The 13,266-nt window shown below is 74.8% G+C and carries 11 protein-coding genes; 3 read left to right on the plus strand and 8 right to left on the minus strand.

The genetic code is table 11. The features are described from left to right. Window positions 1-52 precede the first annotated feature (52 nt). Window positions 53-433, plus strand: coding sequence for a hypothetical protein (locus tag ACWIX7_RS03445; RefSeq protein WP_448620222.1), 381 nt, complete (start codon window positions 53-55; stop codon window positions 431-433). 166 nt (window positions 434-599) lie between these two features. Here ACWIX7_RS03445 and ACWIX7_RS03450 read toward each other — a convergent pair whose 3' ends face one another. Beyond that, a complete protein-coding gene (locus ACWIX7_RS03450) occupies window positions 600-1,118 on the minus strand; it encodes a MarR family winged helix-turn-helix transcriptional regulator (protein ID WP_448620223.1) in 519 nt (172 codons plus the stop codon). A 105-nt stretch (window positions 1,119-1,223) separates the two neighbouring features. On the opposite strand from ACWIX7_RS03450, the gene ACWIX7_RS03455 reads away from it, so the two are divergent. Further along, complete coding sequence (locus ACWIX7_RS03455) at window positions 1,224-1,721, plus strand: cupin domain-containing protein (protein ID WP_448620224.1); 498 nt, start codon at window positions 1,224-1,226, stop codon at window positions 1,719-1,721. 330 nt (window positions 1,722-2,051) lie between these two features. Here the strand turns inward: ACWIX7_RS03455 and ACWIX7_RS03460 are convergent, their stop codons facing one another. From ACWIX7_RS03460 to ACWIX7_RS03475, 4 genes are all read right to left on the minus strand, one after another. After that, the gene (locus ACWIX7_RS03460) at window positions 2,052-3,752 is read right to left on the minus strand and encodes a flavin monoamine oxidase family protein (RefSeq protein ID WP_448620225.1); all 1,701 of its coding nucleotides are present in this window, start codon (window positions 3,750-3,752) and stop codon (window positions 2,052-2,054) included. Continuing rightward, window positions 3,749-4,546, minus strand: coding sequence for a carbon-nitrogen hydrolase family protein (locus ACWIX7_RS03465; protein WP_448620226.1), 798 nt, complete (start codon window positions 4,544-4,546; stop codon window positions 3,749-3,751). Before ACWIX7_RS03465 ends, ACWIX7_RS03460 begins: the two co-directional genes overlap by 4 nt. Window positions 4,547-4,561: 15 nt before the next feature. Then, window positions 4,562-6,013, minus strand: a complete 1,452-nt coding sequence (locus tag ACWIX7_RS03470) for an amino acid permease (protein WP_448620227.1) — start codon at window positions 6,011-6,013, stop codon at window positions 4,562-4,564. An 81-nt stretch (window positions 6,014-6,094) separates the two neighbouring features. Further along, the gene (locus ACWIX7_RS03475) at window positions 6,095-6,685 is read right to left on the minus strand and encodes a helix-turn-helix domain-containing protein (protein ID WP_448620228.1); all 591 of its coding nucleotides are present in this window, start codon (window positions 6,683-6,685) and stop codon (window positions 6,095-6,097) included. A gap of 147 nt (window positions 6,686-6,832) precedes the next feature. Between ACWIX7_RS03475 and speB the strand changes: the two genes are divergently transcribed. Beyond that, window positions 6,833-7,789 carry an agmatinase gene (speB, locus tag ACWIX7_RS03480; protein WP_448620229.1) on the plus strand — a complete coding sequence of 319 codons (957 nt, stop codon included), beginning with the start codon at window positions 6,833-6,835 and terminating at the stop codon, window positions 7,787-7,789. Between the two features lie 3 nt (window positions 7,790-7,792). Here speB and ACWIX7_RS03485 read toward each other — a convergent pair whose 3' ends face one another. From ACWIX7_RS03485 to gabT, 3 genes are all read right to left on the minus strand, one after another. Next, window positions 7,793-8,290: an Lrp/AsnC family transcriptional regulator gene (locus tag ACWIX7_RS03485; RefSeq protein WP_448620230.1), complete on the minus strand. Its 498-nt coding sequence runs from the start codon at window positions 8,288-8,290 to the stop codon at window positions 7,793-7,795. A gap of 327 nt (window positions 8,291-8,617) precedes the next feature. Further along, a complete protein-coding gene (locus ACWIX7_RS03490; RefSeq protein ID WP_448620231.1) occupies window positions 8,618-11,779 on the minus strand; it encodes an NAD-glutamate dehydrogenase domain-containing protein in 3,162 nt (1,053 codons plus the stop codon). Then, window positions 11,776-13,131 (minus strand): 4-aminobutyrate--2-oxoglutarate transaminase, encoded by a 1,356-nt coding sequence (gene gabT / locus ACWIX7_RS03495; protein WP_448620232.1) that lies wholly within the window; start codon window positions 13,129-13,131, stop codon window positions 11,776-11,778. Before gabT ends, ACWIX7_RS03490 begins: the two co-directional genes overlap by 4 nt. Window positions 13,132-13,266 lie beyond the last annotated feature (135 nt).

A 13,266-nucleotide genomic window follows, 5' to 3' on the forward strand; every position in this document is an offset into this window, starting at 1 on the left:
CTGCCCTCCGCTACTCGCACGCTCGCAGCGGGTCCCTGCAGGGCGGCCTGGCATGACACGACCGCTCGACGCGGCGGCCCTGCCGCGGTTCCTCGCGCACGGCGCGGCGGGGGCCGCGGCGGGGTGCGCCGCGGTCCACGGGGTGGCGCTCGTCGCCGCGCCGCACGCCGGGATGGCGCTGCTGTCGGCGGCCTGCCTGCTGTGCGCGGTGCACCTGTGGCGGCGGCCGAGCGAGGCGGCGTGGGCTGCGCACGTCGTCCTGACGACGGCGATGCTCGTCGCCCACCCGCCGACCCTGGCCGCCGGCGCCCACCACGCCGCGACCGGCCTGGCCGCGTGGGCCGGGCCGGTCGCGGGGCTGCTGGCGGTCGTCACGCTGCTGCTCGCCGTGGTCCGCGGGCTCGGCGCGCTGCGCCACGCGGTCCCCGGCTGACCACCGGCAGCGGTGTGCTGCCCGTTGCCGCCGATACGGGTCCCCCGCCCGACCACTGCCGCGGCGGGTGACGTCCCCGCCCTGAGCAGCTCCAGGGACGGCTTCCCCACCCGACCAGGTCGGTTCACCAGGGGACCTGGACACGGGTGACTTCCGGCGGGAAGGGTCAGGTCGGCGATGCACCCCCGGGAGCGGGCCGCGTGCCCGGGGTGCCGTCGCCGGACGCGGGTCGAGACGGCGCGGGCGGTGGCAGCTCGCCGATCTTGCTCAGCGCGCCACGCAGGTGGAGCAGCCCCTCGCGGCCGAGCAGGCTCTCGAGTTCGGCCTCGATCCCGATGATCGTGTCGAACGCGGCCTGCAGGGCGTCATAGCCGAGGTCGGTGAGGACGATCAGCTTGGCGCGCCGGTCGCTGGGGTCGGGGACGCGCTCGAGGTAGCCGTGGGCCGCCAGGTGGTCGACCAGCTCGCTCATCGCCTGCGGTGTCATGAGCGCGCGTTCGGCCAGGTGGGTGAGACGGGTGCCGTCGCGGTCGATGTTCACGAACACCGCGGAGTGCGCCACGCGGATGGGGTGGCCGGCTGCGGCCACGCCGGCCGTGATGCGGGCCTCCAGCCGCGCGCCGGCCCGTTCGACGAGGTAGGTGGTGTTGGTCTCCGGCTCGCGCAGGTGGCGTGGCCTTGACATGTCCTCAGGGCTCCTCAACGCTTATTCAGGCAGCCTGAATATCGGGCGCTCGAACGATACCGGACAGCGACGCCGCCACCGCCGCCCCCAGCACAGGAGGATCCGATGCCGGAGCCGATCAGCACCCAGACCACGAGCCCGGAGCCGTCACCCGCGAGCTCTCCGATCGCCCCGTTCGCCCTTGCCGGCGACGAGGGCGAGCATCTCGCCTTCGGTGACGTCACCCTCGTGGTGCGGGCCTCCGCCGAGAGCACGGGAGGTGCGTTCACCCTCTTCGAAGAGGTCCCGCCCCTCAGCGACGTCGCCCGGCACGTCCACCAGCACGAGGACGAGCTGTACTACGTCCTCGACGGCGAGCACGAGTTCGACTGCGGGGACCGGACCTTCCGGCTCGGCCCCGGCGGCCTCGTGTTCCTGCCCCGCGGCATCCCCCACGCCCACCGGCGCGTGGTGCCCCGGGCCGGGCGCCTGCTGAGCATCACGACTCCAGCCGGCCTCGAGGGGTTCTTCCGCTCCCTGGCCCGGGCCGCCCGAGCGGGAGGGCTGGACGACGCCGCCTACACCCTGGCGTCCGCGCGGCACGGCGTCCGGTGGCTCGGGTGAGGGCCCGACTTCCCGTCGCGGACGGTGCCGGCGCCCGCGTTCACCCGGTGTTCAGGGCTCTGGCGTACGGCAACGCGCTGGTCGATCTCTCCGGTCCACTGGCGTACGCGGCGGTGGCGCGCACCCGGCGACGCCCGGGTCCCGGATCGGACCGTCCGCGATCTCGAGGGGCGGCCCACCCGGAACGCGAGCCGGGGACGGCGGTCCCGGTCCATGACGAGTGGGAACCCGACCCCGGAGGCGGAAGCGACGACGGCACGACGAGGTCGGCTCGTACCCATGGCCGCGAGCCGACCTGCGTGGTGCCGGCCACCGGCCGGCACCACGCTGTCAGTCCTCGGGCAGCCGCACCGGCGCGAGCTCGTCGAACAGGTCGCCCGGGCCGGGGTTGTCGGGGTGGCTGCGCCCGCCGAGGTGGTGGACGACGCCCCACACCGCGTTGAGCGCCGTCTGCACCGCGCCCTCGGCCCAGCCGGCGGTCCAGGAGATGTCGTCCCCGGCGAGGAACAGGCCGCGGTACTGCTCGGGCAGCTCGTCCTGCACGAAGTGGGTGAACAGCCGCCGCTGGTAGCGGTAGTGGCCCGGCAGGTTCGCCTTGAACGCGCCCATGAAGTCGCGCTCGGACTCCCACGACACCGTCACCGGCGAGGCGATGACGTGCCGGCGCAGGTCCACGTCGGGGTAGATCTCGCGCAGCGAGGCCAGCATGACCTCCATGCGCTCGGTCGCCGACAGCGGCAGCCACTTCAGCGAGTCGTCGGCCCAGGTGTAGCTCAGGCAGATCAGCCCGGGCTCGCCCTCGCCCTGGTCGAGCAGATACGTGCCGCGGGTCATCCGGTCCGACAGCGTCATGCTCATGCGGTGCCGGCCGGTCTGCGGGTCGACGTCCTTCCAGAACGGCCGGTCGACCAGGCAGAAAAGCTTGGTCGAGCCCATGTAGTGCGTGCGCTCGATCGCCGTCCAGTGGTCGATCGGGAACAGCTCCTCGTCGCAGACGATGCGGGAGAGCAGGTTCCAGCTCTGCGCGGTGAACACCGCCGCCGCGTACGTCCGGATGCCCCCGGCCTCGTCGGTGACGGTCAGGCAGTTGGGCGCGGTCCGGTGCAGCCGGGTCACCCCGGGCAGCGGCCGCCCGCTCGCGTGCAGCGACGCCAGGCTCGTGCCGGCCGGCCAGTGCACCGGTGCCTCGACCTCGCGGCGCCACAACCCGACCGGGATCTGCTGGGAGCCGCCCAGGATAGACAGGTGGTCGTCGTCGGCGGCGGTGTAGACCACCCGCAGGATCTCGAGCATCGAGTTCGGGTAGTCGGTGTCCCACCCGCCGGTGCCGAAGCCGACCTGGCCGAACACCTCCCGGTGCCGGAAGGAGCGGAAGGCGGGCGACGCGGCGAGGAACCCGTAGAAGGTCGTGTCGTCGAGCTGCTCGACCAGCTCGTCCCAGATCGCCTTGATCGTCTTGACGTCGCGGTCGCGGATCGCCTGCTGCATCTCCTCCAGGCGGGCGCCCTGCACGAGCGTCTCGTGCCAGGCGTCGGCGACCTCGCGGTAGAGCGGGGGCAGGTCGTCGAGGGTGCGCGCGTAGTGCGTCTCGCCCTTGAGGTCGACCACCGTGCTGGGGGTGGCGACGTCGAGCGGGTTGGGGAAGCGCGTCGTCCGCAGGCCGAGGTCGCGCACGTAGGAGAACAGGGCCGTCGACGACGGCGGGAAGCGCATCGCGCCCATCTCGGCCACCACGCCGGGGTGGCCCTCGAACGACGTCGAACGCAGCCGGCCGCCGATCTCGTGGGCCTCGTAGACGACGGGCTTGAGGCCCAGCTTCATCAGCTCGTAGGCGGTGACGATGCCCGACAAGCCGCCGCCGATGACGGCGACCTCGGTGCCGTGCCGGGCTGGGGGCACCTCGCCGAGCCCGGCCGGGTGGGCCAGCCAGTCGTCGTAGGCGAAGGGGAAGTCCGGGCCGAACATCGTCAGCGGCCGGGCCGGGCGCTCCTCGCCCGGCTCGTGGGCTGCGACGGGGATGGCGGAGGTCATGCGGGGGTCTCCGTGGGGTAGAGCTCGGGACGGCGGTCGGCCAGGTGGGTGTTCACCCGGCGGGAGGCGGTGAGGTCGGCGGGGTCGACGTCGGCGAGCAGCAGCTCCTCGCCCCGGCCGGCCCGCGCCAGCTCGGTGCCGTCGGGGGCGATCACGCAGCTCGCACCGCAGTAGACGAACTCCCCCTCGGCACCCGTGCGGTTGGCGTAGGCGACGAACAGCTGGCTCTCGTAGGCGCGCGCGGGCACGAGCACCGTGCCGACGTGGCCGTAGGGGTCCATCAGCCCGGTGGGGACGACGAGCAGCTCGGTGCCGGCGAGGGCGTGCGCGCGCACCGCCTCGGGGAACTCCACGTCGTAGCAGACCAGGATGCCGACGGTGAGGTCGTCGAGCCGGAACTGCACGACCCCGACGTCCCCCGGCACGAAGGCGTCGCGGTCGACGTCGCCGTACAGGTGCGCCTTGGCGTAGCCGGCCAGCAGGCTGCCGTCGCAGTCGACGACCACCACGGTGTTGGCCACGCCGGCCGGTGTGCGCACCGGCAGCCCGACCGCGATCGCCACGCCGTGCTCGGCGGCGATCGCGGCCACCCGGTCGGTGAGCGGGCCGGGCACCGGCTCGGCCCGCTCCGCGACCCGCTGGGCGCCGATGGCGTAGCCGGTCAGCGACATCTCCGGCGTCACCAGCAGCCGGGCCCCGGCCTCGGCCGCACGGCGGGCGGCGTCAGCGACCGCGGCCAGGCCGGCACCGGGATCCGGCGTCTCGGCCGGCCCCTGCAGGAGTGCGATGCGCACGGTCCCCCCTCGCGGTCAGGCGCCGGCCGGCGGGGTCCGCAGCGCCGAGTGGCGGTACCCGTAGCCGAGGTAGACGGCCAGCCCCACCAGCATCCACGCGAGGAACACCAGCCAGGTCGCCGTCCCCAGGCCGAACACCAGCAGGACGCAGAACAGCACGCCGAGCACCGGGGTCAGCGGGTACAGCGGGGTCCGGAAGGTGCGCGGCAGGTCCGGCCGCGTGCGGCGGAGCAGGATGACGCCGACGTTGACCAGCGCGAAGGCGAACAACGTGCCGATGCTCGTGGCGTTGGCCAGCTCACCGAGCGGGATCAGGCCGGCGAGCAGCGCGATGAGGACGCTGACGATGACGGTGTTGGCGACCGGGATCCGGCGGCGGGCGCTGACCCTGGAGAACACCGGCGGCACCAGGCCGTCGCGGGACATCGCGTAGAGGATGCGGGTCTGCCCGTAGAGCACGGTCAGGACGACGCTGGCGATCGCGATGACGGCGCCGATCGAGAGCAGCACGGCCGTCCACGTCTGCCCGGTGGCGATGCTGAGGACGTCGGCGAGCGCGGCCTCCGAGCCGCTGATCTGCGGCCACGGCACCGCGCCGACGGCGGCCAGCGCCACCAGGACGTAGACGACGGTGACCACGGCCAGCGACAGCACGATGGCGCGCGGGAGGTCGCGGCGGGCGTCGCGGGCCTCGTCGCCGGCGGTCGAGGCGGCGTCGAAGCCGATGTAGGAGAAGAAGGCCTGCGAGGCCGCGGCGGTGACACCGGCGACGCCCATCGGGACGAACGGCGCCAGGTTGCCGGCGCGGAAGGCGGTGAAGGCGACCGCGCAGAAGAACAGCAGGACGCCGACCTTGAGCACGACCATCGCGGTGTTGACCTTCGCGCTCTCGCTGGTGCCGCGCAGCAGCAGCACCATCGCGAGCAGGACGACGACCACGGCCGGGACGTTCACGACCCCGCCGTCGCCGGGTGGCGCGGACAGCACCTCGGGCAGCACCGCGCCGACCGTCCCGGAGGCGAGGTCGTCGATGTAGGCGCCCCAGCCGACCGCGACGGCGGCCACCGAGACCCCGTACTCGAGCATCAGGCACCAGCCGCAGACCCAGGCGACGAGCTCGCCCATGGTGGCGTAGGTGTAGGAGTACGACGACCCCGAGACCGGGATGCTGCCGGCCAGCTCGGCGTAGGACAGCGCGCTGAACAGCGCGGTCACCGCGGCGAGCACGAAGCCGAGCACGACGGCCGGGCCGGCCAGGGGCACCGCCTCGCCGAGGATGACGAAGATGCCGGTGCCGAGGGTGGCGCCGATGCTCAGCGCGGTGAGCTGGAGCAGGCCCATGGAGCGGCGCAGCCCCGAGCCCCCCGTCTCCTGGTGCTGGGCGACGATCGCGTCGACCGGCTTGAGCCGGAAGAGCTGGCTGCGGACCGGGGCCGCGCGGCCCGGGTCGGCGCTGACTGTGCTCACGGGTGCTCCTCTGCGGCTGGCGCTGTGGTCTGGATCGCAGAGAGCATCACCACAGGTTGACCGGTTGTCAACCAGCGTTTCCTAGATCGGTGCCCGCCCCACCGGCAGGGCGGGGGAGAAGACCCACAGCACCCGGGTGGTCCCGTTCCTCCGCAGCGAACGGAAGCCGTGCTCGGTGCCGGGCGAGAAGGTGAACGCGTCGCCGGGGCCCAGCGTGGTGACGTCGCCGCCGACCGTCACCTCGAGGTCGCCCTCGAGGACGAAGACGAACTCGACCTCGGCCGGCAGGGCGTAGGTCTCCGCACCACTCCCGCCACCGGGGGCGATCTCGGAGAGGATGGCCTGCAGCCGCCGCTCCCCCGAGGGCGTGAGCAGGAACTCGGTCAGCCCCTGCCCCCCGAAGGCGATGGGCGGGTAGCTGCCGGCCCGGACGGCCTCTCCACCGGGTGCCGCCTCGAAGAGGCTGCCGGGCGAGATCTCCAGCGCGGCGCACACCCGCACCAGCGCGGCCACCGAGGCGCTCGCCTGGTCGCGCTCGAGCTTGCTGAGGAAGCCCTTGGTCAGCCCGCTGGCCTCGGCCACGTCGGTGAGCGTCAGCCGCCGCGCCTGCCGGGCCGCCTTGAGCCGCCCGCCGATGCGCGGCGGGTCCGCGTCGGTCACTGCTGCCTCCATCGCACCTCCCGGTCCGGCCCGGACACTAGTTCCCGGTCCGGCGTTGACAAATGGGAAACCCGAGTTGACAGTGGCGAGCGACCCGGACGGGGGATCGGCGGCGCCGGTCCCGCAGACCCGCCGCTCCCGCAGACCCGAGGAGAGCCCGTGGAAGACCAGACCCCGATCGGCCCCGTCGACGCCACGCGGGTCCCCCGCTACGCCGGGCCGGCCACCTTCGCCCGGCTGCCGCGGATCGACGAGGTCTCCCGCGCCGACGTCGCCGTCCTCGGGGTGCCGTTCGACTCCGGGGTCAGCTACCGGCCCGGCGCCCGCTTCGGCCCCGGGCACGTGCGGGCGGGCTCCAAGCTGCTGCGGCCCTACAACCCGGCGCTGGACGCCACGCCGTTCGGTACGCAGCAGGTGGCCGACGCCGGCGACATCGGTGTCAACCCGTTCGACCTCGGCGAGGCGATCGAGACCATCGACCGTGAGGTGACCGCGCTGCGCTCGGACGGCGCCCAGCTGCTCACCATCGGCGGCGACCACACCATCGCGCTGCCGATCCTGCGCTCGCTGGCGCGCGACCACGGGCCGGTCGCCGTCCTGCACTTCGACGCCCACCTCGACACCTGGGACACCTACTTCGGCGCCCCCTACACGCACGGCACGCCGTTCCGCCGCGCCAGCGAGGAGGGGCTGATCGACCTGGAGCGCTCGCTGCACATGGGCATCCGCGGCCCGCTGTACAGCAAGCAGGACCTCGAGGACGACGCCGTGCTCGGCTTCCAGGTGATCCGCTCCGACGACTACGAGGTCGACGGCGTGCGCAGCATCGTGGAGCGGATGCGCGGCCGGCTGGCGGGCGGCCCGGTCTACGTGTCGGTCGACATCGACGTCCTCGACCCGGCCCACGCGCCGGGCACGGGGACGCCGGAGGCCGGCGGGCTCACCAGCCGCGAGCTGCTCAACACGCTGCGCGGGCTGGTCGGGCTCGACGTCGTCGGCGCCGACATCGTCGAGGTGTCCCCGCCCTACGACCACGCCGAGCTCACCGGCATCGCTGCGGCCCACGTGGGCTACGAGCTGCTGTCGGTCCTGGCGCTCGACCGCGCCCGCGCCTGAGGCTCAGAGCCCGGCGTCGGACGACGTCGGGCCCTGCGGCCCGCGGGTGCCCCAGGCGTAGGTCTGCTTGGCCAGGCCCAGGTAGAGGTGGGTCTCGGTGGACTCCACGCCGTCCACCGCGCGGATGCGGGCGACGACGTCGAGCAGCTGGTCGTCGTCCTCGCAGACGACCTCCACCAGCAGGTCGACCGACCCGGCCGTGATGACGACGTAGTCGACCTCGGTGAACGCGGCGATGCGCTTGGCGGCGACGCGGGCGTCGCCGCTGGTGCGCACCCCGACCATCGCCTGCCGCGAGAACCCCACCTGCAGCGGGTCGGTGACCCCGACGATCTGCATGACGCCGGCGTCGAGCAGCCGCTGCACGCGCTGCCGGACGGCGGCCTCCGACAGCCCGACCGCCGCGGCGATGCGCGCGTAGGGACGGCGGCCGTCCTCCTGCAGCTGCTCGATGATCGCCCGCGAGACGTCGTCCAGCACGAACTGCCGACGGATGGTCACCGGTCGCCCCTCCCGCCTCGGTCACGACAGACCCGGCGGCCCCGGGCCCCCGGATGGTAACGACCACCCGGGGCCCCGGCGCCCTCCCTCAGGGGGAGCTCACGGCCATGGTCGGGTCGGTCGATGGGATCGGGGGAACCGTCGTGGCCCGGCCGGTGTCCCCGAGAACGGGCCCGCCCCTGCCCGGCGCCGGGCTCGCCGGCGCGGACTGCCCCCCAGCCGTGGCCACCGATGTTCCTCCGCGGAGGCTCCACCGCTGCTCACAGGAAGAAGCAGCGGTGGAGCTTCCGCGGAGATGGGGCACCCCACGGGCCGGCCGGGGGACCGTCAGCCGACCCTGGCCACCAGCCGGCGCAACTCCGCCACCACCACGCACGCCCGGCCCAGGACGTCGTCGCGGGCGGACCCGGCCTGCTGGCGGACGGCGGTGAAACGGGCCAGCGCCGCGGCGTGCCGGTCGGCGAAGGCGTCCGCGTCGCCGTCGGCGTCCCGCAGCAGCGCCGCCACGAGGGCCCACCGCAGCTGGTCCACCTCCTCCCGCAGGGCCGCGCGGGCGGCGACGGCCCAGTGCGAGATGCCGGCCTCCTCCGCGGTCCAGGCGTGCACCCGCGGGAGCGCCAGCAGCTGCTCGACGGCGGCGTCGGCCTCGACCACCCGGCCGATGTCGACCCCGGCGGTGCGGGCCACCCCGGCCAGGTCGACGAGGTCGGCCTGGCACCCGAGGACGGCGACCAGTGCGGCGAGCTCCGGGGTCGCGCCCGCGGCGGCCAGCTCGGCCTGCAGCGTGCGGGCCCGGTCGCCCGCGGCACCCGGCCGGGCCAGCCACGCAGCGGGCTCGATCCGGGCGACGACCGCGGCCAGCGCCGGTGCCGCCGCGGTCAGCGCCGCCGGGTCGGGGTGGGCCGCCAGCAGCCGGTCGGCCGCGCGCTCGGTGGCCGCCTGGAGCTCGGGCAGCGCCAGCCGCTCCACGGTCAGCGGCACGTCGTCGTCCACCCGTGCCCACAGCGGGCCGAGGTCGAGCACCCGGGTGGCCACCGTGTAGGCGCGGGCCGCCACGGGGGTGGGGACGCCGTGGCGCTCCTCCAGCCGCAGCAGGAAGCCCGGACCGACCCGGTTGACCAGGTCGTTCGCCAGCTGGGTGGCGGTGATCTCCCGGGCCAGCGGGTGACCGGCCACCCGGTCGGGCCAGCGCTCGGCCACCGCCCGCGGGAAGTAGGCCGCCAGCACCCCGGCCACCGACGGGTCGTCGGGCAGGTCGCTGGCCAGCAGCTCCTCGCGCACCAGGTTCTTGGAGTGCGCGAGCAGCACCGCGGCCTCGGGCCGGGTGAGGCCGGCCCCGGCCTGGCGCAGCCGCTCGACCTCCGCCTCCGACGGCAGCCCCTCGAGGTCGCGGTCGAGGCCGTGCCGCTCGAGGTCGCCGATCAGCTGGGCGTGCCGGTCGAGCAGGAACGGCGCCTGGCCCGCGCACACCGACAGCGCCCGGGCCTGCAGCGCGTTGTCGGCGAGCACCGCCGCGGCCACCTCGTCCTCGACCGCGCGCAGCACCGCGTCCCGCTCGGCACGCGACACGCCGGCCAGCAGGATCTTGAGGTTGACCTCGCGGTCGGAGGTGTCGACGCCGGCGGAGTTGTCGATGAAGTCGGTGTTCAGCGCCACCCCGGCCCGTGCCGCGGCGATCCGCGCGCGCTGGGTCAGGCCCAGGTTGCCGCCCTCCCCCACGACCCGGCAGCGCAGCTCCCCGGCGGTCACGCGGACCGCGTCGTTGGCGCGGTCGCCGACCTGCGCGTCGGTCTCGTCCGCGGCACGGACGTAGGTGCCGATGCCGCCGTTCCACAGCAGGTCGACCGGCGCCCGCAGCACCGCCCGCACCAGCTCGGCCGGCGACAGCTCTTCGGCGTCCACCCCGAGGCGGGCCCGTACCTGCGGTGAGAGCGGCACGCGCTTGGCGTCGCGGCGGTGCACGCCACCGCCCGGGGACAGCGCCGAGCGGTCGTAGTCGTCCCACGACGAGCCCGGCAGCGCGAACAGCCGGCGGCGCTCGGCCGCGGACCGCACGGGGTCGGGGTCCGGGTCGAGGAAGACGTGCCGGTGGTCGAAGGCCGCCACCAGCCGCAGCTCGTCGGACAGCAGCATGCCGTTGCCGAAGACGTCGCCGGACATGTCGCCGACGCCGACCGCCGTCAGCGGCCCGTCGGGGTCGACGCCGAGCTCGCGCAGGTGCCGGCGCACCGACACCCACGCGCCGCGGGCGGTGATGCCCATGGCCTTGTGGTCGTAGCCGCTCGAGCCGCCGGAGGCGAACGCGTCACCCAGCCAGAAGCTGCGGCGCTCGGACACCTCGTTGGCCAGGTCGGAGAAGGTCGCCGTCCCCTTGTCGGCGGCGACCACCAGGTAGGGGTCGTCGCCGTCGTGGACGACGGTGCGCGGCGGGTGCAGGACGCGGTCGCCACCCCTGCCGTCGCCTCTGCGGTCGTCAGTCACGTCCAGCAGCGCGTCGACGAAGGTGCGGTAGGCGCCGGCCACCCGCTCCTGCACCGCTGCGCGGTCCAGGCCGCGCAGGTCGCCGCGGACGACGAACGCGCCCTTGGCGCCCGCCGGCACGATCACCGCGTTCTTGACCATCTGCGCCTTGACCAGGCCGAGCACCTCGGTGCGGAAGTCCTCCGGGCGCTCGGACCAGCGCAGGCCGCCGCGGGCGACCCGGGCGCCGCGCAGGTGCAGCCCCTCCATGGACGGCGAGCAGACGAAGGTCTCGACCTCCGGCCGCGGCCGGGGCAGCAGGTCCAGCTCCGCGGAGGCGATCTTCAGCGCCAGCGCCGGGCGGGGCGCCCCCGTGGCGTCGGTCTGGTAGCGGTTGGTGCGCACCACGGCGGCGAGCACGTCGCGCAGGCCGCGCAGGATGCGGTCCTGGTCCAGGCTCGTCGTGCGGGTGAGCAGCTCGGCCAGGTGCTCGGCCGCCGAGGCGGCGGCCGCGGGGTCGGCGGCGTCGGGGTCGTGCCTCGCCGCGAAGGAGGCCAGCAGCGCGTGTGCGAACTCCGGTGCGGCGAGCACCGTCTCCTCCACGTAGCCGCGGGAGAGGCCCAGCCCCACCTGCGCGAGGTAGCGGCAGGCGGCGCGCAGCACGGCGACGTCGGCCACCGGCAGGCCGGCACCGACGGTCAGCCGGGAGAGCCCGTCGAGCTCGGTCTCCCCCGCCCACGCCGCGGCCAGGGCCTGCTCGAGCCGGGGCAGCGCCGTGGCCGGCGCGGTGCCGGGCGGCAGGAGCAGCTCCAGCCGGGTGGCCGGCGCGCCGTCGTCCCCGGGGACGGCGGCGGCGTCGGCCACCCGCACGCCGAGCCGGTCGAAGACCGGCACGACGTCGGCCAGCAGGGGCCGGCCGTTCGGCCAGGTGACCAGGCCGCCCACCCGGTCGCTCCCGGTGGGACCCTCGGGACGCAGCGTCAGCCGGCGGTGCCCACTGGCGGCGCCGGCTGCGGCCGGGGCGCTCACTTCCCCGCGTGCGCGTCGAAGGCGGCGTCGAGGACGTCGAGCCCCTCGGTGAGCAGGTCCTGCCCGATGACCAGCGGGGGCAGGAAGCGCAGCACGTTGCTGTGCGTACCGGCGGTCAGGGTGATGACGCCCTCGGCGTGGCAGGCCTTGGAGATCGCGTTGGTCAGCGCGGAGTCGGGCTCGTCCGTGCCCGGCTTCACCAGCTCCACGGCGAGCATCGCGCCGCGGCCGCGGACGTCGCCGACCACGCCGGTGCGCTCCTGCAGCGCGCGCAGCCGCGGCAGCATGGTCGCCTCGATCGCGCGCGCGGCGGCGTTCAGGTCGAGCTCCCGCATGGTGCGGATGCTGGCCAGCGCAGCGGCGCAGGACACCGGGTTGCCGCCGTAGGTGCCGCCCAGGCCACCGGTGTGCACGGCGTCCATCAGCTCGGCGCGGCCGGTCACCCCGGCCAGCGGCATGCCGCCGGCGATGCCCTTGGCGGTGGTGATCAGGTCGGGGACGACGCCCTCGTGCTCCGAGGCGAACCAGGCGCCGGTGCGGCAGAAGCCGGTCTGCACCTCGTCGGCGACGAAGACCGCACCCGAGCGGCGGCACCAGTCGGTCAGGGCAGGCAGGAAGCCCGGCGCCGGGACGACGAAGCCACCCTCGCCCTGGATCGGCTCGATGAGCACTGCGGCCACGTTGCCGGCGCCGATCTGCGTCTCGATCAGGTCGATGGCCCGGGCGGCGGCCTGCTCGCCGGTCATCCCCGGCTCGTCGCGGTACGGGTAGGACATCGGCACCCGGTAGACCTCGCCGGCGAAGGGCCCGAAGCCGTGCTTGTAGGGCATGTTCTTCGCCGTGAGCGCCATCGTCAGGTTGGTGCGCCCGTGGTAGGCGTGGTCGAAGACGACGACGGCCGAGCGGCCGGTGGCCACCCGGGCCACCTTGACCGCGTTCTCCACGGCCTCGGCGCCGGTGTTGAACAGCGCCGTGCGCTTCTCGTGGTCCCCGGGGGTGAGCCGGTCGAGCTCCTCGGCGACGGCGACGTAGCCCTCGTAGGGACCGACCATGAAGCAGGTGTGGGTGAAGGCGGCGACCTGCGCCTGGACGGCGGCCACGACCTCGGGCGCGGCGTGGCCGACGTTGGTGACGGCGATGCCCGAGCCCAGGTCGATGAAGGAGTTGCCGTCGACGTCGACCACCACGCCACCGGCCGCGCGCTCGACGTAGACCGGCAGGACGCTGCCCACGGCGGAGGTGACCGCGGCGGCCCGGCGGGCGGCCAGCTCGCGCGAGCGGGGGCCGGGCAGCTCGGTGACGAGGCGCCGCTCCTGGGCGACGGTGTGGGAGCCGGTGAGCAGGTCGGTCATCGCTGTCTCCTCGTGGGGCCGGCCTCCCCCGACGGGGGAGGTCCTCGCGTCCAGGGTCCGTGGCCTACGTCTCCACCGGTACCGTCCGGATCGGCACCCCCGGGGCGTCCGGGTGTCCAGATCGTCGAGAGGTCC

Source organism: Geodermatophilus sp. URMC 65 (assembly GCF_053502545.1).